Annotated in this window: 36 protein-coding genes; 1 reads left to right on the top strand and 35 read right to left on the bottom strand. The window is 34.3% G+C overall.

Annotation, left to right across the window (positions count from 1 at the left end; all coding sequences use genetic code 11):
* Nucleotides 1–49 precede the first annotated feature (49 nt).
* Entirely contained in the window at nucleotides 50–448 is a 399-nt protein-coding gene (locus AC1EU5_RS04070; RefSeq protein WP_480191071.1) for a VOC family protein, read from the top strand.
* An 83-nt stretch (nucleotides 449–531) separates the two neighbouring features.
* Here AC1EU5_RS04070 and AC1EU5_RS04065 read toward each other — a convergent pair whose 3' ends face one another.
* The 35 genes from AC1EU5_RS04065 to rpsJ form a co-directional block, all read right to left on the bottom strand.
* Complete coding sequence (locus AC1EU5_RS04065) at nucleotides 532–1,446, bottom strand: dimethylarginine dimethylaminohydrolase family protein (protein WP_480191070.1); 915 nt, start codon at nucleotides 1,444–1,446, stop codon at nucleotides 532–534.
* A gap of 92 nt (nucleotides 1,447–1,538) precedes the next feature.
* Nucleotides 1,539–2,825, bottom strand: coding sequence for a citrate synthase (locus tag AC1EU5_RS04060; RefSeq protein WP_480191069.1), 1,287 nt, complete (start codon nucleotides 2,823–2,825; stop codon nucleotides 1,539–1,541).
* A 166-nt stretch (nucleotides 2,826–2,991) separates the two neighbouring features.
* Nucleotides 2,992–4,281, bottom strand: coding sequence for a phosphopyruvate hydratase (eno, locus tag AC1EU5_RS04055; protein ID WP_480191068.1), 1,290 nt, complete (start codon nucleotides 4,279–4,281; stop codon nucleotides 2,992–2,994).
* A 111-nt stretch (nucleotides 4,282–4,392) separates the two neighbouring features.
* Nucleotides 4,393–5,493 (bottom strand): glutamine-hydrolyzing carbamoyl-phosphate synthase small subunit, encoded by a 1,101-nt coding sequence (carA, locus tag AC1EU5_RS04050; protein WP_480191067.1) that lies wholly within the window; start codon nucleotides 5,491–5,493, stop codon nucleotides 4,393–4,395.
* Nucleotides 5,494–5,575: 82 nt separating this feature from the next.
* On the bottom strand, nucleotides 5,576–6,253 hold the full coding sequence (locus AC1EU5_RS04045; protein ID WP_480191066.1) for a hypothetical protein: 678 nt from the start codon (nucleotides 6,251–6,253) through the stop codon (nucleotides 5,576–5,578).
* 75 nt (nucleotides 6,254–6,328) lie between these two features.
* Nucleotides 6,329–7,048 carry a hypothetical protein gene (locus AC1EU5_RS04040; RefSeq protein WP_480191065.1) on the bottom strand — a complete coding sequence of 240 codons (720 nt, stop codon included), beginning with the start codon at nucleotides 7,046–7,048 and terminating at the stop codon, nucleotides 6,329–6,331.
* 159 nt (nucleotides 7,049–7,207) lie between these two features.
* Nucleotides 7,208–7,681 carry a 50S ribosomal protein L17 gene (gene rplQ / locus AC1EU5_RS04035; RefSeq protein WP_480191064.1) on the bottom strand — a complete coding sequence of 158 codons (474 nt, stop codon included), beginning with the start codon at nucleotides 7,679–7,681 and terminating at the stop codon, nucleotides 7,208–7,210.
* A gap of 18 nt (nucleotides 7,682–7,699) precedes the next feature.
* Nucleotides 7,700–8,692: a DNA-directed RNA polymerase subunit alpha gene (locus AC1EU5_RS04030; protein ID WP_480191063.1), complete on the bottom strand. Its 993-nt coding sequence runs from the start codon at nucleotides 8,690–8,692 to the stop codon at nucleotides 7,700–7,702.
* A gap of 100 nt (nucleotides 8,693–8,792) precedes the next feature.
* Nucleotides 8,793–9,398, bottom strand: coding sequence for a 30S ribosomal protein S4 (rpsD, locus tag AC1EU5_RS04025; RefSeq protein WP_480191062.1), 606 nt, complete (start codon nucleotides 9,396–9,398; stop codon nucleotides 8,793–8,795).
* A gap of 81 nt (nucleotides 9,399–9,479) precedes the next feature.
* Nucleotides 9,480–9,863, bottom strand: coding sequence for a 30S ribosomal protein S11 (rpsK, locus tag AC1EU5_RS04020; RefSeq protein WP_480191061.1), 384 nt, complete (start codon nucleotides 9,861–9,863; stop codon nucleotides 9,480–9,482).
* A 106-nt stretch (nucleotides 9,864–9,969) separates the two neighbouring features.
* A complete protein-coding gene (rpsM, locus tag AC1EU5_RS04015) occupies nucleotides 9,970–10,344 on the bottom strand; it encodes a 30S ribosomal protein S13 (RefSeq protein WP_480191060.1) in 375 nt (124 codons plus the stop codon).
* Nucleotides 10,345–10,346: 2 nt separating this feature from the next.
* Entirely contained in the window at nucleotides 10,347–10,463 is a 117-nt protein-coding gene (ykgO, locus tag AC1EU5_RS04010) for a type B 50S ribosomal protein L36 (RefSeq protein ID WP_010181906.1), read from the bottom strand.
* 30 nt (nucleotides 10,464–10,493) lie between these two features.
* The gene (infA, locus tag AC1EU5_RS04005; RefSeq protein ID WP_480191059.1) at nucleotides 10,494–10,709 is read right to left on the bottom strand and encodes a translation initiation factor IF-1; all 216 of its coding nucleotides are present in this window, start codon (nucleotides 10,707–10,709) and stop codon (nucleotides 10,494–10,496) included.
* Between the two features lie 2 nt (nucleotides 10,710–10,711).
* Nucleotides 10,712–12,049 carry a preprotein translocase subunit SecY gene (secY, locus tag AC1EU5_RS04000; protein ID WP_480191058.1) on the bottom strand — a complete coding sequence of 446 codons (1,338 nt, stop codon included), beginning with the start codon at nucleotides 12,047–12,049 and terminating at the stop codon, nucleotides 10,712–10,714.
* Between the two features lie 16 nt (nucleotides 12,050–12,065).
* Nucleotides 12,066–12,515 (bottom strand): 50S ribosomal protein L15, encoded by a 450-nt coding sequence (rplO, locus tag AC1EU5_RS03995; protein WP_480191057.1) that lies wholly within the window; start codon nucleotides 12,513–12,515, stop codon nucleotides 12,066–12,068.
* A 9-nt stretch (nucleotides 12,516–12,524) separates the two neighbouring features.
* Nucleotides 12,525–12,707 carry a 50S ribosomal protein L30 gene (rpmD, locus tag AC1EU5_RS03990; RefSeq protein WP_480191056.1) on the bottom strand — a complete coding sequence of 61 codons (183 nt, stop codon included), beginning with the start codon at nucleotides 12,705–12,707 and terminating at the stop codon, nucleotides 12,525–12,527.
* Between the two features lie 16 nt (nucleotides 12,708–12,723).
* On the bottom strand, nucleotides 12,724–13,248 hold the full coding sequence (gene rpsE / locus AC1EU5_RS03985) for a 30S ribosomal protein S5 (protein WP_480191055.1): 525 nt from the start codon (nucleotides 13,246–13,248) through the stop codon (nucleotides 12,724–12,726).
* 9 nt (nucleotides 13,249–13,257) lie between these two features.
* Nucleotides 13,258–13,611, bottom strand: a complete 354-nt coding sequence (gene rplR, locus AC1EU5_RS03980) for a 50S ribosomal protein L18 (protein WP_480191054.1) — start codon at nucleotides 13,609–13,611, stop codon at nucleotides 13,258–13,260.
* Nucleotides 13,612–13,623: 12 nt separating this feature from the next.
* Nucleotides 13,624–14,166 carry a 50S ribosomal protein L6 gene (gene rplF / locus AC1EU5_RS03975; protein ID WP_480191053.1) on the bottom strand — a complete coding sequence of 181 codons (543 nt, stop codon included), beginning with the start codon at nucleotides 14,164–14,166 and terminating at the stop codon, nucleotides 13,624–13,626.
* A 13-nt stretch (nucleotides 14,167–14,179) separates the two neighbouring features.
* Entirely contained in the window at nucleotides 14,180–14,578 is a 399-nt protein-coding gene (gene rpsH / locus AC1EU5_RS03970; RefSeq protein ID WP_480191052.1) for a 30S ribosomal protein S8, read from the bottom strand.
* 90 nt (nucleotides 14,579–14,668) lie between these two features.
* Nucleotides 14,669–14,938: a 30S ribosomal protein S14 gene (rpsN, locus tag AC1EU5_RS03965; protein ID WP_480191051.1), complete on the bottom strand. Its 270-nt coding sequence runs from the start codon at nucleotides 14,936–14,938 to the stop codon at nucleotides 14,669–14,671.
* A gap of 3 nt (nucleotides 14,939–14,941) precedes the next feature.
* On the bottom strand, nucleotides 14,942–15,493 hold the full coding sequence (gene rplE, locus AC1EU5_RS03960) for a 50S ribosomal protein L5 (RefSeq protein ID WP_480191050.1): 552 nt from the start codon (nucleotides 15,491–15,493) through the stop codon (nucleotides 14,942–14,944).
* Nucleotides 15,494–15,495: 2 nt separating this feature from the next.
* Nucleotides 15,496–15,804 (bottom strand): 50S ribosomal protein L24, encoded by a 309-nt coding sequence (gene rplX, locus AC1EU5_RS03955; RefSeq protein ID WP_480191049.1) that lies wholly within the window; start codon nucleotides 15,802–15,804, stop codon nucleotides 15,496–15,498.
* A gap of 13 nt (nucleotides 15,805–15,817) precedes the next feature.
* Nucleotides 15,818–16,186, bottom strand: coding sequence for a 50S ribosomal protein L14 (gene rplN / locus AC1EU5_RS03950; protein ID WP_480191048.1), 369 nt, complete (start codon nucleotides 16,184–16,186; stop codon nucleotides 15,818–15,820).
* Between the two features lie 2 nt (nucleotides 16,187–16,188).
* Nucleotides 16,189–16,446, bottom strand: coding sequence for a 30S ribosomal protein S17 (gene rpsQ / locus AC1EU5_RS03945; RefSeq protein WP_480191047.1), 258 nt, complete (start codon nucleotides 16,444–16,446; stop codon nucleotides 16,189–16,191).
* Nucleotides 16,447–16,464: 18 nt separating this feature from the next.
* Nucleotides 16,465–16,656 carry a 50S ribosomal protein L29 gene (gene rpmC, locus AC1EU5_RS03940; RefSeq protein ID WP_480191046.1) on the bottom strand — a complete coding sequence of 64 codons (192 nt, stop codon included), beginning with the start codon at nucleotides 16,654–16,656 and terminating at the stop codon, nucleotides 16,465–16,467.
* Nucleotides 16,657–16,668: 12 nt separating this feature from the next.
* The gene (gene rplP / locus AC1EU5_RS03935; protein ID WP_480191045.1) at nucleotides 16,669–17,100 is read right to left on the bottom strand and encodes a 50S ribosomal protein L16; all 432 of its coding nucleotides are present in this window, start codon (nucleotides 17,098–17,100) and stop codon (nucleotides 16,669–16,671) included.
* Between the two features lie 20 nt (nucleotides 17,101–17,120).
* Nucleotides 17,121–17,834: a 30S ribosomal protein S3 gene (rpsC, locus tag AC1EU5_RS03930; protein ID WP_480191044.1), complete on the bottom strand. Its 714-nt coding sequence runs from the start codon at nucleotides 17,832–17,834 to the stop codon at nucleotides 17,121–17,123.
* Between the two features lie 5 nt (nucleotides 17,835–17,839).
* Complete coding sequence (gene rplV / locus AC1EU5_RS03925; RefSeq protein ID WP_480191043.1) at nucleotides 17,840–18,247, bottom strand: 50S ribosomal protein L22; 408 nt, start codon at nucleotides 18,245–18,247, stop codon at nucleotides 17,840–17,842.
* Between the two features lie 8 nt (nucleotides 18,248–18,255).
* Complete coding sequence (rpsS, locus tag AC1EU5_RS03920) at nucleotides 18,256–18,534, bottom strand: 30S ribosomal protein S19 (protein WP_480191042.1); 279 nt, start codon at nucleotides 18,532–18,534, stop codon at nucleotides 18,256–18,258.
* A 7-nt stretch (nucleotides 18,535–18,541) separates the two neighbouring features.
* Nucleotides 18,542–19,366 (bottom strand): 50S ribosomal protein L2, encoded by an 825-nt coding sequence (gene rplB, locus AC1EU5_RS03915; protein ID WP_480191041.1) that lies wholly within the window; start codon nucleotides 19,364–19,366, stop codon nucleotides 18,542–18,544.
* Nucleotides 19,367–19,377: 11 nt separating this feature from the next.
* The gene (rplW, locus tag AC1EU5_RS03910) at nucleotides 19,378–19,668 is read right to left on the bottom strand and encodes a 50S ribosomal protein L23 (RefSeq protein WP_480191040.1); all 291 of its coding nucleotides are present in this window, start codon (nucleotides 19,666–19,668) and stop codon (nucleotides 19,378–19,380) included.
* A gap of 5 nt (nucleotides 19,669–19,673) precedes the next feature.
* Entirely contained in the window at nucleotides 19,674–20,303 is a 630-nt protein-coding gene (gene rplD / locus AC1EU5_RS03905) for a 50S ribosomal protein L4 (protein WP_480191039.1), read from the bottom strand.
* On the bottom strand, nucleotides 20,303–20,920 hold the full coding sequence (gene rplC, locus AC1EU5_RS03900; protein WP_480191038.1) for a 50S ribosomal protein L3: 618 nt from the start codon (nucleotides 20,918–20,920) through the stop codon (nucleotides 20,303–20,305). Before rplC ends, rplD begins: the two co-directional genes overlap by 1 nt.
* 165 nt (nucleotides 20,921–21,085) lie before the next feature.
* Nucleotides 21,086–21,391 carry a 30S ribosomal protein S10 gene (gene rpsJ, locus AC1EU5_RS03895; protein ID WP_117879398.1) on the bottom strand — a complete coding sequence of 102 codons (306 nt, stop codon included), beginning with the start codon at nucleotides 21,389–21,391 and terminating at the stop codon, nucleotides 21,086–21,088.
* Nucleotides 21,392–21,402 lie beyond the last annotated feature (11 nt).

The following is a 21,402-nucleotide window of genomic DNA, read 5'->3' as shown; positions in this document are numbered from 1 at the left end:
AAATTTGATATTAGCTACTATTGAATAGAACATAGATAAACAAAAAATTATGAAGGTAAAATTTGATATGATAGGTTTGTTTGTAAATGATCTAACCAAAATGGTTGACTTTTATAAAGATGTAATAGGTTTAGATATCAACTGGAATGGTGTGCCTCCATATGCCGAATTTAAACATGAAGGAATTCGGTTTTCTATGTTTGAAAGAGATAAACTTCCTGAAATATTAGGGCAAAATCCATCCTACCCTAAGGGATTAAATGGCACTTTTGAATTAGCATTAAATGTTGGAAAGCAGGAAAATGTTGACTCAACTTTTCACAAGATGGTTAAAGCTGGAGCCAAACCAATTTACGAACCTAGAAATGAACCGTGGAAATTACGTTCAGCGATGATTGCTGACCCAGAAAACAACTTAATTGAAATAGCGTCTGATTTTTGGGAGTAACAGAACCTCTTGCCTTCTCTATCTAGACTGATATAAAAAACTTCTTTCAAAAAACTAGGTTCCTGCCTACACAGGAATGACAATTAATCTCTAATTAAAGGCATAGTAGAACACCTCAATAAACCTTCTTGCTTAGCTATTTCAGCATAAGGCACTTCCTCTACAGTTATGCCCTGTTCTCTCAACCATGTATTCAACCGGGTAAAATTTTGTTCAGAAATCACCACATCTTCTGAGATAGAAAAGATATTGCTATTCATTTGATACATCTCATCCTTTGTTATTTCAAAAACATTTTCCTTACCAAATAAATTCACCAACCACTCATATTCACTCTCAATTAAAAAGCCATTTTTATGAATTATCGCTTTGTTTTTACCTACAGGTTGAAAACAACAGTCTAAATGCAGGGCATTGTTCTTAGCATCTGTATTTGACTTTCTAAGTTCAAAAGATTTTACTGTTTTATTTGGGAATAGTTCTTGAAGTGCAATTACAGCATCTAAATTAGTTCGTGCGGTGATATAATCAGGATAATCAGGACCTGAATAGGTTCCAACAAAAACATAATCGTTCCATGGCATTACATCACCACCTTCAACATGACATTCCTCTGGTAATATGATTCTATTTTTATCTTCAATTAGATTCCAAAGATACCTTATGGCCTCAATTTCACGATCTCTATCTGGAAGTATATTCGATTTTATGATCTTGTCATCAATAACAAAAGCAATATCTCGAGCAAATATTTGATTGCAGTTCTCAATTATATTTGGCCTAAATACGGTAACATCGTACTTTTTAAAAACTTCCACCACGGCATCCATTTCCTTCATCATGTCTTCTTCTTTAGGATAAGTGCCTGCTAAAATATGCTCTCTTGATTTTGGATCATACGCATCTTCAAGCTTTGGTGTTGGTCCATTATTTTCTGCCGTACCTAAAACAACTGCACGTAATCTCGATGTTTCGTTTTGAATATTAAGTTCTAACATAGCTCAATTAAAAATGCCATTTTGAATGAAATGATCATCCTAATTTAGATTCTTCACTTCGTTCAGAATGGCATTTGTGATATGACTTCTTATTATCTGTTTTCTATCGTTTTAAACTCACGATGGTTTTCACCAATATAAATTTGACGAGGACGACCAATTGGCTCCTTTCGTAAACGCATTTCACGCCACTGTGCTATCCATCCTGGTAAACGTCCTAAAGCAAACATAACGGTAAACATTTCAACTGGAATACCCATTGATCTATAGATTATACCTGAATAAAAATCTACGTTAGGGTATAGCTTACGATCAACAAAATATTGATCTTCCAGAGCTTCTTTCTCTAAGCCTTTAGCGATATCTAAAATAGGATCTTCAACCCCTAAATCACCTAATACCTCATCTGCTGCTTTTTTAATGATTCTAGCTCTTGGGTCAAAATTCTTATAGACTCTATGTCCAAAGCCCATTAAACGGAAAGGGTCTTCCTTATCTTTAGCTTTGGCCATATATTTTTTTGTATCACCACCATCTTCTTTAATAGCTTCGAGCATTTCTAATACAGCTTGGTTTGCTCCGCCATGTAATGGCCCCCAAAGTGCTGAAATGCCCGCTGAAATTGAAGCAAACAATCCTGCGTGAGAAGAGCCTACAATACGCACTGTAGACGTAGAACAGTTTTGCTCATGATCAGCATGCAAGATGAGTAATTTATCTAAAGCATTTACTAAAATAGGATTTTGAACATATTCTTCATTTGGTTGTTCAAACATCATCTTTAGAATGTTCTCAACATACCCTAATGAGTTATCTGCATACCCAAGTGGTTGTCCTAAACGTCTACGCATAGTCCACGCAACTAAAATAGGAATCTTACCTAATAATTTGACAATAGCATTGTACATAGCTTCATCAGAAGATACGTCAACCGCCGCCGGGTTAAATGCCGTCAACGCACTAGTCAATGATGACACCACTCCCATTGGATGGGCAGACCTTGGGAAACTTTCTAATATCTTTTTTAAATCTTCATCTATTACAGACTTTGACTTAATATCTGCATGAAATTTATCAAGTTGTTCTTGACTTGGTAAGTTGCCAAAAATCAAAGCATATGCAACTTCAAGAAAGTCTGCCTTTTCAGCTAAATCTTCAATAGCATAACCCCGATAACGCAAAACACCTTTTTCACCATCTAAAAAAGTAATGGCACTTTGACATGAACCTGTGTTTTTATAACCAGGATCTATTGTAATTACACCACCTGTACCAGCACGAAGCGTTTTAATATCAATTGCTAACTCATCTTCTGATCCTTTTATTACAGGGAACTCATATTTTTTGCCATTAACTTCTAAAGTTGCTTTGTCAGACATATATCTTTGATTAAATTTTAAATTGAAAGTATGCGAATTTACAAATTTATAGTCGGATTTTAAAGTGATAAGTGCGGGTATTAAAAATCTAATATTGCAGATTTATTAAATCATAAAAAAAGGCAATTACTTGAGTAATTGCCTTTTTAATAGGTTAAGAAAACCCTTAAGATACTTTAAAAGCTTTTTCTTGCGGGTAATAAGCAGTATTTCCTAATTCCTCCTCTATACGAAGTAATTGATTGTATTTAGCCATTCTGTCTGAACGTGATGCTGATCCAGTTTTAATCTGGCCTGTATTTAATGCTACTGCTAAATCAGCAATGGTATTATCTTCTGTTTCTCCTGAGCGATGACTCATAACCGAAGTATAACCTGCATCTTTTGCCATATTTACAGCAGCAATTGTCTCTGTTAGAGTCCCTATTTGGTTCACTTTGATTAGAATAGAATTAGCAATACCATTATCTATCCCTCTAGATAAACGCTCAACATTGGTAACAAATAAATCATCACCTACTAGTTGTACTTTATCTCCAACTTTTTCAGTTAATGATTTCCAGCCGTCCCAATCATTCTCATCCATACCATCCTCTACAGAAATAATAGGATACTTTTCACACAGTTCAGCTAGATATTGTGCCTGTTCTTCAGAAGTTCTTACTACACCTGTATCTCCTTCAAATTTTGTATAATCATATTTGCCGTTTTCATAAAACTCAGCAGCTGCACAATCAAGAGCAATCATTATTTCATCTCCCAGTTTATATCCAGCTTTTGCAACAGCTTTTGCAATGGTTTCAAGAGCATCCTCTGTACCATCCAACGTTGGCGCAAAGCCACCTTCATCGCCAACAGCAGTGCTCAAACCTCTATCATGCAATACTTTTTTCAAATTATGGAAGATTTCAGTTCCCATCTGCAAAGCATGTGTAAAATTATTTGCTTTTACAGGCATAACCATAAACTCCTGGAATGCAATAGGAGCATCTGAATGCGAACCACCATTGATAATATTCATCATAGGTACTGGTAAAGTATTTGCCGAAACACCACCTACATATCGATATAATGGCATTCCCAATTCATTGGCTGCAGCCTTTGCACAAGCCAGAGATACACCTAAAATGGCATTGGCACCTAATTTTGATTTATTAGGCGTACCATCTAAGTCCATCATCATTTGGTCAATCATATTCTGCTCAAAAACTGAAGTACCTAAAAGTTCTGTAGCTATTGCACCATTCACATTATCAACTGCTCTTAGTACACCTTTACCCATATAAGCACTATCTCCGTCTCTCAACTCAACTGCTTCGTGTTCACCGGTCGAGGCTCCTGAAGGTACTGCAGCCCTTCCTAGAACACCATTTTCAGTAATTACATCAACCTCTACAGTTGGATTTCCTCTTGAGTCAAAAATTTGACGTGCATGTATATTAACTATAATACTCATTTTTAGTTTTTTTGTTGGTTTAACTGATACCGTAAATTTACGAAAATGTACCCTCTAAAAATAGCAGGTAGGTGTTTTTATGCGATAACGTTTTCGCAGAAAAAATGATTCTCAGTTTTTTATTAGATCAAAAAACTGATCAAATAAATAATCAGCATCATGAGGACCAGGACTTGCCTCAGGATGGTACTGTACCGAAAAACACTTTTTGTTTTTAAGCCTAATTCCAGCTACCGTATTATCATTAAGATGCATATGTGTAATTTCTACATCAGGATGCGCTTCGGTTTCCTCTCTATTAATAGCAAATCCATGATTTTGAGACGTTATTTCACCTTTACCTGTAATTAAATTCTTTACAGGATGATTAATTCCGCGATGACCATGATGCATTTTGTATGTAGAAATGCCATTGGCTAATGCAATTACCTGATGCCCTAAACAAATACCGAATAATGGTAAATCTTTACTAATAATTTCTCTAGCCACTTGCTGAGCTTGCGTCAATGGTTCTGGGTCACCAGGACCATTTGATAGAAAATAACCATGAGGCTGAAATGCGCTCATTTCTTCAAAAGTGGCATTATATGGAAATACTTTAATATACGCATCTCTCTTTGCTAAATTTCTTAAGATATTTTTTTTAATACCAATATCGAGTGCTGCAATTTTATACTTAGCATTTTCGTCTCCAAAGAAATATGGCTCTTTTGCAGAAACTTTTGAGGCTAATTCAAGCCCGTTCATGTCGGGCACTTTACTTAATCGCTTTTTTAGCTCTTCTATATTATCTGTCTCGGTAGAAATAATGGCATTCATAGCTCCATTATCTCTAATATAACTTACTAAAGCACGTGTATCAACATCAGAAACGGCAATAAGCTTTTGCTTTTCAAGCCATTCTTCAAGACTTCCATTTGCATTAGGGCGTGAATGTGTGTAACTAAAATTTCTGACTATCAATCCAGATATCTTTATAACCTCAGACTCTACCTCTTCATTATTTACTCCATAATTACCTATATGAGCATTAGTAGCTACCATGATTTGACCAAAATAAGAAGGGTCGGTAAAAATTTCTTGGTATCCGGTCATACCAGTATTAAAACAAATTTCACCTGTAGCAGTACCTTCAACACCTACTGACTTTCCTTCAAAAATAGTTCCATCAGCTAGAAGAACAATGGCTTTTTTACGAGCTTGGTATTTCATTTTTAGTAAAGTTTGACAAAAATAACATAAAAAAAAGGATAAACTAAAATGAAGTTTATCCTTTTTAATAACAAGTTCCTAACTATAAGGAATCATAATATTTTAAGATTTGTATAACATCTACTTCTTTTTTGTAAGATAGTTTATTCTGTTTTACATATTTCTTAACAGATTCAAGGTCGTTGCTCACAAGATTTAGAACATACTTTTTATTCCGTTTAAACCTAACCACCTCCCCATTTTTAACCAAAAAATAGGCTTTTCTTAAAATATATTCATTTTCAGAAAAATCTTTATACCCTTCAGGTTTTACAATCTTTAGTTCAGAAGTATAATCTTTTAATAACAAGCAATGTTTTCCTTCAAAAATAATTTCAAATATCTTGCTATCATTCGTTCTATTAAAGTGAAAGCGTTTAAACTTTCTTGAGTTGATTAAAACATGAGCATCCCTTAAATTAAAACCAATAATAGAATCATTCTTATTTTTATATTCGAAAAAATTACTTTTAATATTAAAATTCACATTTTTAATTCTGTAAGCCTTACCTTCTGAAGTTTGAATTATCCCGGTATGATTCCATCCTTCAAATAAATGGTATGATCCTTTAACACCCTTAACTGACTCTGACATATTACCAACAAAACCACGGTCAAATTGACTACCCTCAATATTTAAATTTCTGATTGTAACATCATCCGCTTGAGTGTGAGCAATATTTAATAAAAGAAAGCATACTAAGTACATAATTAATCTCATAGTTTAATATTTTAAATTATAAATTAACCTACTTTGATAAATCCACTAGGTACTCTTAAATCGAAATTTTAATGATTACAAGGAATCATAGAAATGTAGTATTTGAATAAAGTCTTTTTCTTTTTTATAGGAAAGGTTTTTATTTTTCACAAAATCTTTTATCAGTTGCAATTTATCTTTTGAAAAGAGATTTAAAATTTGTTTCTTTTGAAGTTTTAACTCAGCAATATCGTTCGATCTATAGATTAAAAGCTTATCTTTTTGAATAATCTTTCTATTGCGTCTATTTAGCATTGGGTTTGGATGAGCTTCTTGTACTTTTATGTGAAACTCTTTAACTATAGAAAAATCTTTACCAGTAAATAGAATTTCAAACATTTTATCCTTTCTTTCCTTATTATCATAAAGCTTTTCAAAAAGTCGACCATCAACAATTACCTTATCTATGTTTCTATTATTATATACAAAAACAGAATCATTCTCAATCTTTGACATGAAAGACTGTTTATCAATACTAAAATTTATATTCGGTATAATATATTTCTTACTACCAGTATATATCTCACCTTTATTTTTCCATTCTTTGAACAAATACTGGGACCCTTCAACATACACATCATCATAACTAAACTTCTTTGATTCGGAGTATAAGGTTCCTGTGTTCCCTGAAAAATTTCCTTTAATCTTTCCTAGTGGAGTTCCTTTTGAACTTTCAAAAGATCCCCCTCCTTCAACAAGTTGGGATACACCAACATTATAAGTTAAGAGAAGTAAAATGATGATGATGATTTTCATTATTTTAAGCTTTAGAATGCACAATAAAGGTAATAAAAAATTGAACACAAATTTTTAGTAAGGTATATTACCGAATATTTACAAGTAAAGGTAGTGTGTAAAAAAGCCAGACTATAAATTATAATCTGGCTTTGCTATTGAAAAAAATTTCAATTTTATTTATTCTTCCTCTTCAGAAGTTTTTGTTCCGATAGGAGGAGTAACGGTAGCTTTACTCTTACCACTTCTTCTTCTTCGAGTAGATTTTTTCTTCTTACCATTAGGATTATAGGTCTCATTATAATCTACAAGTTCAACTAACGCCATATCAGCATTATCGCCTAACCTGTTACCCAACTTGATAATTCTTACATAACCTCCAGGTCTATCTGCAACCTTAGTAGCAACCTCTCTGAATAATTCAGTAACAGCATATTTGTTACGTAAATATCTGAAAGCTATTCTACGATTATGTGTAGTATCTTCTTTAGACTTGGTGATAATAGGCTCAACAAATTGACGTAAGGCTTTTGCCTTAGCCACAGTTGTGTTAATACGCTTATGCTCAATCAATGAACAAGCCATATTCGCTAACATTGCCTTTCTATGAGCTGTTTTCCTACCTAAATGATTAAATTTCTTTCCGTGTCTCATCTCAATCTATCTTAAGACTTATTCTTTATCTAATTTATACTTTCCTAAATCCATTCCGAAAGTTAATCCTTTGCTAGCCACTAACTCATCTAATTCAGTTAATGATTTCTTACCAAAGTTCCTGAACTTCATTAAGTCATTTTTGTTAAATGATACCAAATCCCCTAAAGTATCAACTTCAGCAGCTTTTAAACAGTTTAACGCTCTTACAGAAAGATCCATATCAATCAATCTTGTTTTTAGCAATTGTCTCATGTGCAATGATTCTTCATCATAAGACTCTGTTTGAGCAATCTCATCCGCTTCAAGCGTAATTCTCTCATCAGAGAATAACATAAAGTGATGGATTAAAATTTTTGCTGCTTCTGTCAAGGCATCTTTAGGTGTAATAGAACCATCAGTAATGATATCAAATACTAACTTTTCATAGTCAGTTTTTTGTTCTACACGATAATTCTCTACAGCATACTTTACATTTTTAATTGGTGTGTAAATAGCATCTGTAAAGATTGTTCCCAAAGGAGCATTTGACTTTTTATTCTCTTCTGATAAAACAAAACCTCTACCTTTTTCAATTGTGATCTCCAGATCTAATTTTACAGATTTTTCCATGTTACAGATCACCAACTCAGGATTTAATACCTGAAAACCTGAAATAAAATTCTGAAAATCTCCTGCAGTTAATTGCTCCTGACCACTAATTGAAATAGCTACAGTTTCATTTTCTGACTCATCTATTTGTTGCTTAAAACGAACCTGTTTTAAGTTTAAAACCATTTCAGTAACATCTTCAACTACACCTTTTATAGTAGAAAATTCATGCTCAACACCTTCTAATCTTAATGAAGTAATTGCATATCCTTCTAAGGAAGATAATAATACTCTACGTAGCGCGTTACCAACTGTTAAACCATAACCTGGTTCTAACGGTCTGAATTCAAATCTACCTTCAAAATCGGTAGATTCAATCATAATTACTTTATCTGGTTTTTGAAAGTTTAAAATTGCCATATTGTTTTTTCTTCGTTTTAATTGTTATTTAGTTGCGCGGTTTATAAGTGTGAAGAAATACAAATAAACCCTTTGGCTAAATACCAATATGATTAATTTATTATTTAGAATACAATTCTACAATGAACTGCTCATTAATAGCTTCCGGTATTTGAATTCTCTCTGGCACATTAACAAAAGTTCCTTCCATCTTCTCACCATTCCAATTCAACCATTCATAAACACTACTATTGTTTGCTAAAGAGCTTTCAATAGCTGTTAGAGATTTTGATTTTTCTCTAACCCCAACAACATCACCAGGTTTTAATTGATATGAAGGGATATTTACAATCTCTCCGTTTACAGTAACGTGACGATGCGTAACCAATTGACGTGCACCTCTTCTTGAAGGAGAAATTCCGAATCTGTAAACAACATTATCTAAACGAGATTCACATAATTGTAATAATATGATACCTGTAATACCCTTACTACGTGAAGCTCTTTCGAATAAATTTCTGAATTGACGTTCTAAAATACCATACGTATACTTTGCTTTTTGCTTTTCCATAAGCTGCATAGCATACTCAGATTTTTTTCCACGGCGTCTATTATTTCCGTGTTGTCCCGGAGGATAATTTCTTTTCTCAAAAGATTTATCATCTCCGAAAATTGCTTCGCCAAATTTACGAGCAATCTTAGTTTTTGGTCCTCTATATCTTGCCATTTCTAGGTATTTATGAAAGGAGATTATGAATTAAGGCTAAATCCTTCGATAATCTAATTTCCTTTCTCTTTTAAAAATTAATTAAACTCTTCTTCTCTTTGGTGGACGACATCCATTGTGCGGAATTGGTGTTACATCAATAATTTCAGTAACCTCAATACCAGCATTGTGAATAGATCTAATAGCAGACTCTCTACCATTACCAGGGCCTTTTACATAAACTTTCACTTTACGTAAACCAGCTTCTAAAGCAACAGCAGCACAATCTTCAGCAGCCATTTGCGCAGCATAAGGTGTGTTCTTTTTAGAACCTCTAAATCCTTGTTTACCTGCAGATGACCATGCTATTACATCGCCCTTCTTATTTGTTAAAGAAATAATGATGTTGTTAAAAGAGGCTGTTATATGTGCTTCTCCAATAGCATCTACTATTACTTTACGTTTTTTTGAACTTGACTTTGCCATATCTTTTAGTTTCTAGTTGTTAGTTTTTAGTTGTTAGAATCCTAAACATTGCTATTTCAAACAGATTCATCTAACGTCTAAACACTAATGACTAATGTCTTAATTATTATTTGGTTGCTTTCTTCTTGTTAGCAACAGTTTTTCTCTTTCCTTTTCTTGTTCTTGAGTTATTCTTTGTTCTTTGTCCTCTTAACGGAAGACCTGCTCTGTGGCGAATACCTCTATAACAACCTATATCCATCAAACGCTTAATATTTAATTGCGTTTCTGAACGAAGTTCACCTTCTATGGTGTAGCTTCCTACTTGTTCACGGATTCTACTGATCTCATCATCAGACCAATCTTGAACTTTAGTACTTTCATCTACTTTAGCATTTGCTAAAACTTCTTTAGCCCTGCTATTACCAATACCATAGATATAAGTTAATGCAATAACTCCTCTTTTTTGCTTTGGTATGTCAATTCCTGCTATTCTTGCCATAATTATCCTTGTCTTTGTTTAAATCTAGGATTCTTTTTGTTGATTACATACAATCTGCCTTTTCTGCGAACAATTTTGCAGTCGGCACTTCTCTTTTTTAATGATGCTCTTACTTTCATCCTTATTAGTTTATATACGATTGATAATCGTTAGTATCTATATGTTATACGAGCCTTTGTTAAATCATAAGGGCTCATTTCTAGTTTAACCTTATCTCCAGGAAGTAATTTAATATAGTGCATACGCATCTTCCCTGAAATATGTGCCGTAACAATGTGACCATTTTCTAATTCTACGCGAAACATAGCATTAGATAATGCTTCACTAATGGTTCCATCTTGCTCTATTGCGGGTTGTTTTGCCATAATTATGCTACAGATTTTCTTTTAGTTCCTGTTTTCATTAAACCATCATAATGACGATTTAATAAATGTGAATTAATTTGCTGAATTGTATCAATTGCAACTCCCACCATAATCAATAATGACGTTCCTCCGTAGAACATAGCCCAACTAGGCTGCACTCCTGCTTGAACAATAATAGCCGGTAATATTGCTAAGATTGCCAAGAATATTGATCCTGGTAAAGTAATACGCGATAAAATAGTATCTAAATAGTCAGCAGTTTCTTTACCTGGACGTATACCTGGTAAAAACCCACCGCTTCTTTTTAAATCATCAGCCATTTTATTGGTAGGTATTGTAATTGCTGTATAGAAATAACTAAAAATAATAATCAATACTGCAAATAGAACATTATACCACAGTCCAAACATATCTACGAACTCAGTACCGATAGACTTTAATGTTTCATTTTCAGCTTTAGCTAATAAACTTGGTACAAACATCAATGCCTGCGCAAAAATGATAGGCATTACACCAGATGAGTTTACTTTTAAAGGAATATATTGTCTGGCACCCGCTACATTCTGCACGTTACCTCCTGCACTTCTTCTAGCATATTGTACTGCTATTCTTCTAACTGCTGTTACCAATAACACACATGCTAAAATTACTACCAACCAAACTATCACTTCAATGAAAACCATCAAAATACCACCACTAGTTTGCTGAACTCTTGATGTTAATTCCTGCATAAATGACGATGGGAACGTAGCAATAATACCAATCATAATTAATAATGAAATACCATTACCAATACCTTTATCAGTAATACGCTCACCCAACCACATAGCAAAAATAGTTCCTGCTGTTAGCAAGATTATTGACGAGAACCAAAACATTGGTCCGTTACCCAATAAGAATGCACTCTGAGGAATTCCTAATGTTGGCAAACTCACAATATAAGTTGGTGCCTGAATCAGTAAGATACCAACAGTCAACCATCTTGTGATCTGGTTTATCTTTTTACGACCACTTTCACCTTCTTTTTGAAGTTTCTGTAAATAAGGTATGGCTATACCCATTAGCTGAACCACAATAGAAGCAGAGATATATGGCATAATACCCAAAGCCATCACAGAAGCTTGTGCAAAAGCACCTCCGGTAAAGGCATTTAATAATCCCAATAGATTATTATTGTTTGTGGTATTTTGAAGATTCGCTAACTGTGTAGGATCTATACCTGGTAAGGGTACCTGTGCAGCTAGTCTGTACACTACCATTAATCCAAGTGTAAGAAGAATCCTATTTCTTAGTTCTTCAATTCTCCAAATATCTTGTATAGTACTTATAAATTTTTTCATTTACTCTTTAAAAATATTAAAGTGCAACAGCTTTTCCACCTGCCTTTTCAATAGCAGCTTTAGCAGAAGCAGTAAACTTATGTGCTGTGATATTCAACTTTGCTTTTAGCTCTCCTCTACCTAAAATTTTCACTAAGTCATTTTTGCGAGCTAATCTGTTTTCAACAAGAATATCAAGATTTACAGTATCCTTAATTTTACCGTTATCAACCATCTCTTGTAGTCTATCTAAGTTGATGCCAACATATTCTTTACGATTGATATTGGTAAAACCAAACTTAGGTACACGACGTTGTAAAGGCATTTGACCACCTTCAAAACCTATTTTCTTAGAATACCCAGAGCGAGATTTAGCACCTTTATGTCCTCTGGTAGCAGTACCTCCCTTTCCAGAACCTTGACCTCTACCAATTCTTTTACCAGACTTTGTTGAACCTGCTGCAGGTTTTAAGTTATTTAACTCCATAACCTTATATTATTTAATTTCTTCAACAGAAATTAAGTGTTTAACTTTATTTACCATTCCTAGAATAGTAGGTGAAGCATCATGCTCAACTACCTGATTCATCTTACGTAAACCTAAAGCCTCTAACGTTCTTTTCTGATCTTGAGGACGATTGATTTTACTACGTACTTGTGTTACTTTAATTTTTTTCATCGTTTGCCTCTCTTTATTATCCGTTAAAAACTTTCTGTAAAGAAATACCTCTTTGTTGTGCAATGGTATTTGCATCACGCAATTGTAATAAAGCATCAAAAGTAGCTTTTACTACATTATGAGGATTAGAAGATCCTTGAGACTTAGACAATACATCATGTACACCAACAGATTCAAGTACAGCACGTACAGCACCACCGGCAATAACCCCAGTACCACTTGAAGCAGGCTTTAAAAACACCTTTGCTCCACCATACTTACCTTTTTGTTCATGAGGTAAAGTCTGATTAATAATAGGAATTCTAATTAAATTCTTTTTAGCGTCTTCAATTGCTTTTGCAATAGCTGAAGCAACGTCTTTAGATTTACCAAGACCATGACCAACAACGCCATTTTCATTACCTACCACTACTATAGCCGAAAAACCAAATGTTCTACCACCTTTAGTAACTTTAGTAACTCTTTGTACGCCTACCAAGTGATCTTTTAACTCTAAACCACTAGGTTTTACTCTTTCAACGTTTCCGTATTTTTGATACATAATCTTTGATTAAAATTTTAAACCTGCTTCTCTTGCTCCGTCAGCTAATGCTTTCACTCTACCGTGATATAAATATCCGTTTCTATCAAAAGCAACAGTTTCTATTCCCGCTTTAGTAGCCTTTTCAGCTAATGCTTTACCAACCCTAGCAGCTACTTCTATCTTAGTTCCTTTAGTATCAATACCCTTTTCTCTTGACGAAATAGCTACTAATGTTTTACCATTTACATCATCTATGATTTGAGCATCAATCTCTTTATTACTTCTAAACACAGATAATCTTGGTTTCACTTCTGTACCAGATACGATCTTACGTATTCTGTGTTTTATTCTTTGTCTTCTTTCAAGCTTTGATAATGCCATAATACTTACTTATTATGCAGATTTACCTGCTTTTCTTCTAATTTGTTCTCCTACAAACTTGATACCTTTTCCTTTATAAGGTTCAGGCTTACGGAAAGAACGAATCTTTGCCGCAACTTGACCTACTAACTGCTTGTCATATGAGGTCAATTTAATAATAGGATTTTTACCCTTTTCTGAAACTGTTTCAACTTTTACTTCAGGAGCTAAGTTCATTACAATAGTGTGAGAGAAACCTAAAGCCAAATCTAACTTTTGACCTTGATTACTTGCTCTATAACCCACACCAACTAACTCTAGCTCTTTAGTGAATCCTTTAGAAACACCTTCAATCATATTATTTACCAAAGCTCTATACAAACCGTGCTTTGCTTTGTGTTCTTTACTCTCAGATGGACGCTCTAATGTAAGAGTACCATCTTCATCTTTTATGTTAATATCTTCAATATCCTGAGATAATTCACCCAATTTTCCTTTTACGGTAACAACTCCATCTTTAAAATCAATGGTGACACCTTCTGGAATTGATATTGGAGCTTTTCCTATTCTTGACATCTCTTTCTATTTTTTAATAAACATAACATAAAACCTCACCACCTACGTTCTCTTGACGTGCTTTCTTATTTGTCATTACACCTTTAGATGTAGAAACAATTGCAATACCAAGGCCATTTAATACTCTTGGCATTTCAGAAGAACTTACGTATTTACGTAAACCAGGCTTACTTACACGTTCAATTTTTCTCATTATAGGTTGCTTTGTTAGTTTATCATACTTCAAAGCAATCTTAATAGAGTCTTGTACCTTGTTCTCTTCAAACTTATAGCTTAAGATATAACCTTGATCAAATAAAATCTTAGTCATTTCTTTCTTTAAGTTAGAGGCTGGTATTTCTACCACTCTATGTCCTGCATTGGCAGCATTTCTAATTCTCGTTAGATAATCTGCAATAGGATCTGTATACATATATAATAATTTACGGTTTTGGTTTTTAGTAATCTCTATTGACTTACGGTAAAACCGTGATTACTAAACCTGAAACCAATTAATAAATTCTTACCAACTAGCTTTTTTAACACCGGGTATCAAACCTTGGTTAGCCATTTCACGAAATGTTACACGCGAAATACCAAACTGACGCATATAACCTTTTGGTCTACCGGTTAATTTGCAACGATTGTGCATACGAACCGGAGATGCATTTTTTGGTAACTTTTGTAATGCTTCATAATCTCCAGCTTCCTTTAAAGCCTTGCGTCTTTCAGCATATTTAGCTACAGTTTTTGCTCTTTTTACTTCGCGAGCTTTCATTGATTCTTTAGCCATCTCTTAATTCTTTTTAAATGGTAAACCTAATTCGTGTAATAATGATTTTGCCTCTTTATCAGTATTGGCAGAAGTAACAAATGTGATATCCATACCACTAATCTTATTTACTTTGTCAATATCTATTTCAGGAAAAATTATTTGTTCTGTAACACCTAAGTTATAATTACCTCTACCGTCAAAACCATTAGGTTTTACACCTCTAAAGTCTCTTACTCTAGGTAATGAAGCTGTTACTAGTCTATCTAAGAACTCATACATTCTATCACCGCGTAAAGTAACTTTTGCACCAATTGGCATACCTTTACGAAGTTTGAATGACGCAACATCTTTTTTAGATAAAGTAGCTACTGCCTTTTGACCAGAGATTTTTGATAATTCATCTAGCGCGTAGTCAATCAATTTCTTGTCAGCTACAGCAGCTCCAACTCCTTTACTTATAACTATTTTTTCCAACTTAGGAACCTGCATAACATTCTTGTAACCGAATTCTTCAGTCAATGCAGTTTTAATCCTGCTATTATAATCTTCTTTAAGTCTTGGTAAATATCCCATAACTAAATAGCTTTATCAGTTTTTTTAGAAAATCTAACCTTCTTATCACCTTCAGTTCTGTAACCTACTCTTGTAGTATTACCACCTTCTACTAACATTAAGTTAGAAACATGAATAGGTGCTTCAAATTTAGATATACCTCCTTGCGGATTCTGTGCACTAGGCTTTGTATGCTTAGATACCATATTTACGCCTTCAACAACAGCTTTATTATCCTCAATAAGAACTCGTAGAATCTTTCCTTCACGTCCTTTATCATCACCAGCTATTACTCTAACTGTATCTCCTGTTTTGATTTTTAACTTTGTCATCTTATCAAAAAAATTAAAGCACTTCAGGTGCTAATGATACAATTTTCATGAATTGTTTTTCACGAAGTTCTCTGGCAACCGGACCGAACACACGAGTACCCCTCATTTCTTCAGTAGGGTTTAATAACACACAAGCATTATCATCAAATCTTATATAAGAACCATCTTTACGACGTACTTCTTTCTTAGTACGTACTACAACAGCTCTAGATACTTGTCCCTTTTTTACAGTTCCGTTAGGTGTAGCATCTTTTATAGTAACTACAATTTTATCTCCTACAGAAGCGTAACGTCTCTTGGTACCACCAAGAACACGGATAACCAGTACTTCTTTAGCACCTGTGTTATCTGCAACTTTTAATCTTGATTCTTGTTGTAACATAATTATTTAGCTCTTTCTAAGATTTCTACTAATCTCCAACGCTTGGTTTTACTTAATGGACGTGTTTCCATTATTCTAACTGTATCACCAATGTTGCAGTCGTTTTTCTCATCGTGTGCTACAAATTTCTTTGTTTTTAACACGAACTTACCATACATAGGGTGTTTTACTCTCGTAACATCCTTTACAACAATAGACTTATCCATTTTGTTGCTTGAAACTACACCTACGCGTTCTTTTCTAAGATTTCTTTTCTCCATCTTGTAAATAGAATAGAATTATTGTAATTCTCTTTTTGTTAATTCTGTAGAGATTCTTGCTACAGTTCTTCTCAACTCTCTTAATTGAATGGGAGTTTCTAATGGCGAAATAGCATGTGCCATTTTAAGATCTGTATAATTTTTTTTCAAAGCGCCTAACTTCTCTTCTAACTCAGCTACAGATAATTCTTTAATTTCTGATTGTTTCATCTTCTAAAAATTTTAAGCGTTATGATCAAAATCTCTTGCTACTATGAATTTTGTTTTTACCGGTAACTTTTGTGCAGCTAAACGCAATGCTTCTTTAGCTACATCCATTGGTACACCACCTACTTCAAACATAATTCTACCTGGCTTTACTACTGCCACAAAATATTCAGGAGCACCTTTACCTTTACCCATACGTACTTCTAATGGTTTTTTGGTAATAGGTTTGTCTGGAAAAATTTTAATCCACAAACTTCCTTGTCTTTTCATATATCGAGTTGCGGCAATACGAGCAGCCTCTATCTGGCGAGAAGTAATTAGGTCTTGCTCAAGGGCTTTAATACCAAACATTCCGTTAGAAAGTCTGTGGCCTCTTTGCGAGTTACCTTTCATATTCCCTTTACCCTTCTGAACCTTACGATATTTAACTCTCTTTGGTTGTAACATCTTCTAAATTTTTAAAAAATTTATTTTCTTCTTTGAGGTCTTCTTCCACCTTTGTTGCCACCTTTACCTTGCTTTTTAGATAAGCCAACTAACGGAGACAATTCTCTCTTACCATAAACCTCACCTTTCATGATCCATACTTTAACACCTATTCTTCCATAGGTAGTATGAGATTCAACAAGTGCGTAATCAATATCAGCTCTGAATGTAGATAGAGGGATTCTACCTTCTTTATAAGACTCAGAACGTGCCATTTCAGCGCCGTTCAAACGACCAGAAATTTGAACTTTAATACCTTCTGCATTCATACGCATAGAAGCAGCAATAGCCATCTTGATTGCACGTCTGTATGAAATTCTATTTTCAATTTGACGAGCAATACTTGAAGCCACTAAATAAGCATCAAGTTCAGGTCTCTTAATCTCAAAAATATTGATCTGTACATCTTTTCCGGTAATCTTTTTAAGCTCTTCTTTTAACTTATCTACCTCTTGACCACCTTTACCAATAATAATACCAGGTCTAGCAGTAGTGATAGTAACGGTTATAAGCTTTAAAGTGCGCTCAATAATTACTCTAGAAACACTAGCTTTTGCAAGTCTAGCGCGTACATACTTTCTTATTTTATCATCTTCAGCAATTTTATCGCCATAGTTTCTTCCACCATACCAGTTAGATTCCCATCCTCTGATGATACCTAAACGATTTCCTATTGGATTAGTTTTTTGTCCCATACTATTTACGAATTGCTTTGATTTTTTGTTCCTAAAACCATAGTAACATGATTTGAACGCTTTCTAATTCTATGCGCTCTACCTTGTGGAGCTGGTCTTAATCTTTTTAACATACTTGCACTATCAACATAAATTTCTTTTACAAACAAGCCTGCATCTTCTATATCTGCATCTTCATTTTTAGCTTGCCAGTTTGCAATAGCTGATAATGTAAGTTTCTCTAAATTGCGTGCTGCTTCCTTTGGGCTGAATTTTAAGATCGCTAATGCTTTCTCAATTTCAACACCTCTTATTTGGTCAGCAACCAAACGCATTTTTCTTGGTGATGTAGGGCAACCGTTAAGCTTTGCTAAGAATTGACTCTTGCGTGCTTCTTTACGTTGCTCAGCTCTTAATCTTTTACGAACTCCCATGATTCCTACTATTTTTTACCTTTATTTTTCGCACCTGCATGTCCTCTAAACGAACGCGTAGGTGAAAATTCTCCTAACTTATGACCTACCATGTTTTCAGTAACATAAACGGGTACAAATTGACGGCCGTTGTGAACACCGATAGTCTGGCCAACAAAATCTGGAGTGATCATTGAAGCTCTAGACCATGTTTTGATAACTGATTTCTTACCAGACTCAACATTTGCTTGTACTTTCTTTTCCAATTTATGGAAAACATAAGGTCCTTTTTTTAATGAACGTGCCATAGTCTACTTATTTTTTTCTACGTTCTATAATATACTTATTACTCGCTTTCGTCTTAGAGCGTGTTTTAAATCCTTTAGCAGGAATACCCTTTCTAGAACGTGGATGTCCACCAGATGCTCTACCTTCACCACCACCCATTGGATGATCAACAGGGTTCATTACAACAGCTCTAGTACGCGGTCTTCTACCTAACCATCTGCTCCTACCAGCCTTCCCAGATACTAATAATTGGTGGTCAGAATTTGAAACAGTACCTATAGTAGCTTTACAAGTAACTAAGATCATTCTTGTTTCACCAGAAGGTAATTTAATCGTTGCATACTTACCATCTCTTGCCATTAACTGTGCAAAAGAACCTGCGCTACGTGCTATAACAGCACCTTGGCCAGGGCGTAATTCTATACAAGAAATTACTGTACCTAATGGAATATCACTTAAAGGCATTGCATTACCAACCTCAGGAGCCATTTTGTCTCCAGACATGATAGTTTGCCCAACTTTTAATCCGCTTTGTGCGATCACATAACGTTTTTCACCATCAGCATAACTTACTAAAGCGATGAAAGCTGTTCTGTTAGGATCATATTCGATAGTCTTTACAGTAGCAGGAATACCATCTTTATTTCTTTTGAAATCAATAATACGGTATCTCTTTTTATGACCACCACCTAAGTAGCGCATGGTCATCTTACCACCACTATTTCTACCACCAGATCTTTTCTTAGGAGCAATTAAGCTCTTTTCAGGTGTAGAGGCAGTAACGACATCAAAATCGTTAACTACTCTAAAACGCTGACCCGGTGTTATTGGTTTTAATTTTCTTAATGACATCTTTATTCGTCTTAGATATTGCTATAAAAATCTATATTTTCTCCTTCAGCTAACTCAACAATAGCTTTTTTATAAGCCGCTTTAGTACCAGTAACCAATCCTTTTTTTGTGTACTTAGTTGCACGCTTTATAGGATAGTTCATTGTTCTAACTTTATTTACTGAAACCCCATAAGCTTTTTCAATAGCCTCTTTAATTTCAATCTTGTTAGCGTTCATAGTAACTACGAAACCGTAGCGGTTATATAACTCACTATGGTCAGTTGCTTTTTCTGTAATAATAGGTTTAATTAAAATACTCATAACTATTATTTGCTAAAGTTAGATTCAATTTCTTCTACGCATGCTTCAGACACAACAATTTTGTTTGCGTTTAAAACATTGTAAGTGTTTAATCTTGAAGCAGTTACAACATTTGATCTTTCCAAATTGCGCGACGACAAATATACGTTTTTATTTGAGCTGTCCAACACAAACAAAGACTTTTTGTTTTCTAACTCTAGAGCTCTCAAAACATTAATAAAATTCTTTGTCTTAGGCGCATCAAAATTGAAGTCTTCTATCACTACAATATTTTCTTCTTTTGCCTTGATAGAAAGTGCTGATTGACGTGCTAAGCGCTTTAAGCTTTTGTTCAACTTAAAACCATAATTTCTTGGTCTAGGGCCAAAAATACGTCCACCACCTCTAAATACACCAGACTTAATACTACCTGCACGAGCTGTACCAGTACCTTTCTGTTTTTTAATCTTACGGGTACTACCTGTAATTTCAGCTCTTTCTTTAGCCTTATGTGTACCTTGGCGTTGGTTTGCTAAATATTGTTTTACATCTAAATAAACAGCATGTTTATTTGGTTCTATTCCAAAAATAGCATCTGAAAGCTCAACGTTTCTTCCAGTCTTTTTCCCGTTGATATCTACTACTGCTACCTTCATTATTTCTGAATGATTACGAAAGAGTTTTTGTGACCAGGAACAGCACCTTTTACAACTAAAAGATTCTTTTCAGGAACCACTTTTAAAACTCTTAAATTTTGAACTTTTACTTTTTCGCCACCCATTCTACCGGCCATCTTCATCCCTTTAAATACTCTTGCAGGATATGATGCTGCACCAATAGAACCTGGAGCTCTTAAACGATTATGCTGACCATGCGTAGCCTGACCAACACCCGCAAATCCATGACGTTTTACAACCCCTTGGAAACCTTTACCTTTTGATGTACCAGATACATCAACAAATTCACCTTCTTCAAAGTGTTCAACTGTTATTGAATCACCTAGTTTGTACTCTCCTTCAAATCCTTGGAATTCAACAACTTTCTTTTTGGCAACAGTGCCGGCCTTTTTAAAGTGACCGTCTAAAGCTTTATTAGAGCTTTTTGCCTTTTTGTCATCGAAACCAAGTTGAAGAGCTTCATACCCGTCAACCGCTGTGGTTCTGACTTGGGTAACTACACATGGCCCAGCTTCGATTACTGTACATGGAATATTCTTTCCATTTTCATCGAAAATGCTGGTCATACCAATTTTCTTTCCTATTAACCCAGACATTTAATTTAATTTATGATTTACAAAATGTAAATCGATTATTATACTTATTCTTATTTAAAAAAATTCAGGGAAGAAAACGAATTCATCCCTGAATTTTAGTTTTCTTTCCGTTTTTCCCTCGTCAACCGCTCGGGACATGTCTTTCGCTTTATGCGAATAGTGTTATCACACTTTAATTTCAACTTCCACACCACTTGGCAATTCTAGCTTCATCAAAGCATCAATTGTTTTTGATGAAGAAGAATAAATATCAAGTAACCTTTTGTAAGAGCTTAACTGAAATTGCTCTCTAGATTTCTTGTTTACGTGTGGAGAACGTAATACAGTAAATATCTTTTTGTGTGTTGGTAATGGAATTGGACCATTAATAACAGCACCAGTACTTTTTACAGTTTTTACAATCTTCTCAGCAGATTTATCTACTAAGTTATGATCGTAAGACTTTAATTTTATTCTAATTTTCTGACTCATCGTTTAAACTA

This window comes from Maritimimonas sp. 2405UD52-3 (assembly GCF_056591715.1).
Note: the sequence above shows the minus strand (reverse complement) of the source record. Positions and strands in the feature narration are given on the sequence as shown.

Bases quoted from the DNA above. Each gene is read 5' to 3' on its own strand.
- rplC (WP_480191038.1), bottom strand. From the start codon at position 20,920: ATGTCTGGGTTAATAGGAAAGAAAATTGGTATGACCAGCATTTTCGAT.
- rpsS (WP_480191042.1), bottom strand. From the start codon at position 18,534: ATGGCACGTTCATTAAAAAAAGGACCTTATGTTTTCCATAAATTGGAA.
- rpsM (WP_480191060.1), bottom strand. From the start codon at position 10,344: ATGGCAAGAATAGCAGGAATTGACATACCAAAGCAAAAAAGAGGAGTT.
- rplP (WP_480191045.1), bottom strand. From the start codon at position 17,100: ATGTTACAACCAAAGAGAGTTAAATATCGTAAGGTTCAGAAGGGTAAA.
- rpsD (WP_480191062.1), bottom strand. From the start codon at position 9,398: ATGGCAAGATATAGAGGACCAAAAACTAAGATTGCTCGTAAATTTGGC.
- rpsN (WP_480191051.1), bottom strand. From the start codon at position 14,938: ATGGCTAAAGAATCAATGAAAGCTCGCGAAGTAAAAAGAGCAAAAACT.
- rplE (WP_480191050.1), bottom strand. From the start codon at position 15,493: ATGGGATATTTACCAAGACTTAAAGAAGATTATAATAGCAGGATTAAA.
- rpsJ (WP_117879398.1), bottom strand. From the start codon at position 21,391: ATGAGTCAGAAAATTAGAATAAAATTAAAGTCTTACGATCATAACTTA.
- rplD (WP_480191039.1), bottom strand. From the start codon at position 20,303: ATGAAGGTAGCAGTAGTAGATATCAACGGGAAAAAGACTGGAAGAAAC.
- rpsE (WP_480191055.1), bottom strand. From the start codon at position 13,248: ATGTATCAAAAATACGGAAACGTTGAAAGAGTAAAACCTAGTGGTTTA.
- rplO (WP_480191057.1), bottom strand. From the start codon at position 12,515: ATGGAGTTAAATAACTTAAAACCTGCAGCAGGTTCAACAAAGTCTGGT.
- AC1EU5_RS04045 (WP_480191066.1), bottom strand. From the start codon at position 6,253: ATGAGATTAATTATGTACTTAGTATGCTTTCTTTTATTAAATATTGCT.
- AC1EU5_RS04040 (WP_480191065.1), bottom strand. From the start codon at position 7,048: ATGAAAATCATCATCATCATTTTACTTCTCTTAACTTATAATGTTGGT.
- secY (WP_480191058.1), bottom strand. From the start codon at position 12,049: ATGAAAAAATTTATAAGTACTATACAAGATATTTGGAGAATTGAAGAA.
- rpsK (WP_480191061.1), bottom strand. From the start codon at position 9,863: ATGGCAAAGTCAAGTTCAAAAAAACGTAAAGTAATAGTAGATGCTATT.
- eno (WP_480191068.1), bottom strand. From the start codon at position 4,281: ATGAGTATTATAGTTAATATACATGCACGTCAAATTTTTGACTCAAGA.
- rplQ (WP_480191064.1), bottom strand. From the start codon at position 7,681: ATGAGACACGGAAAGAAATTTAATCATTTAGGTAGGAAAACAGCTCAT.
- rplW (WP_480191040.1), bottom strand. From the start codon at position 19,668: ATGAGTATTTTAATTAAACCTATTATTACAGAAAAAGCAACTGACCAT.
- rplV (WP_480191043.1), bottom strand. From the start codon at position 18,247: ATGGGAGTTCGTAAAAGATTAAGAGCTGAGCAACGTAAAGAAGCACGC.
- AC1EU5_RS04065 (WP_480191070.1), bottom strand. From the start codon at position 1,446: ATGTTAGAACTTAATATTCAAAACGAAACATCGAGATTACGTGCAGTT.
- carA (WP_480191067.1), bottom strand. From the start codon at position 5,493: ATGAAATACCAAGCTCGTAAAAAAGCCATTGTTCTTCTAGCTGATGGA.
- rplF (WP_480191053.1), bottom strand. From the start codon at position 14,166: ATGTCAAGAATAGGAAAAGCTCCAATATCAATTCCAGAAGGTGTCACC.
- rpsH (WP_480191052.1), bottom strand. From the start codon at position 14,578: ATGTATACAGATCCTATTGCAGATTATCTAACGAGAATTAGAAATGCT.
- infA (WP_480191059.1), bottom strand. From the start codon at position 10,709: ATGGCAAAACAACCCGCAATAGAGCAAGATGGAACCATTAGTGAAGCA.
- AC1EU5_RS04030 (WP_480191063.1), bottom strand. From the start codon at position 8,692: ATGGCAATTTTAAACTTTCAAAAACCAGATAAAGTAATTATGATTGAA.
- ykgO (WP_010181906.1), bottom strand. From the start codon at position 10,463: ATGAAAGTAAGAGCATCATTAAAAAAGAGAAGTGCCGACTGCAAAATT.
- rpsC (WP_480191044.1), bottom strand. From the start codon at position 17,834: ATGGGACAAAAAACTAATCCAATAGGAAATCGTTTAGGTATCATCAGA.
- rpmC (WP_480191046.1), bottom strand. From the start codon at position 16,656: ATGAAACAATCAGAAATTAAAGAATTATCTGTAGCTGAGTTAGAAGAG.
- rpsQ (WP_480191047.1), bottom strand. From the start codon at position 16,446: ATGGAGAAAAGAAATCTTAGAAAAGAACGCGTAGGTGTAGTTTCAAGC.
- rplB (WP_480191041.1), bottom strand. From the start codon at position 19,366: ATGTCATTAAGAAAATTAAAACCAATAACACCGGGTCAGCGTTTTAGA.
- AC1EU5_RS04060 (WP_480191069.1), bottom strand. From the start codon at position 2,825: ATGTCTGACAAAGCAACTTTAGAAGTTAATGGCAAAAAATATGAGTTC.
- rplN (WP_480191048.1), bottom strand. From the start codon at position 16,186: ATGTTACAACAAGAATCAAGATTAAAAGTTGCAGATAACACAGGTGCT.
- rplR (WP_480191054.1), bottom strand. From the start codon at position 13,611: ATGGCATTATCAAAGCTTGAAAGAAGACAAAGAATAAAACACAGAATA.
- rpmD (WP_480191056.1), bottom strand. From the start codon at position 12,707: ATGAAAAAAATTAAAGTAACACAAGTACGTAGTAAAATCAATCGTCCT.
- rplX (WP_480191049.1), bottom strand. From the start codon at position 15,804: ATGACAAAGTTAAAAATCAAAACAGGAGATACAGTTAGAGTAATAGCT.
- AC1EU5_RS04070 (WP_480191071.1), top strand. From the start codon at position 50: ATGAAGGTAAAATTTGATATGATAGGTTTGTTTGTAAATGATCTAACC.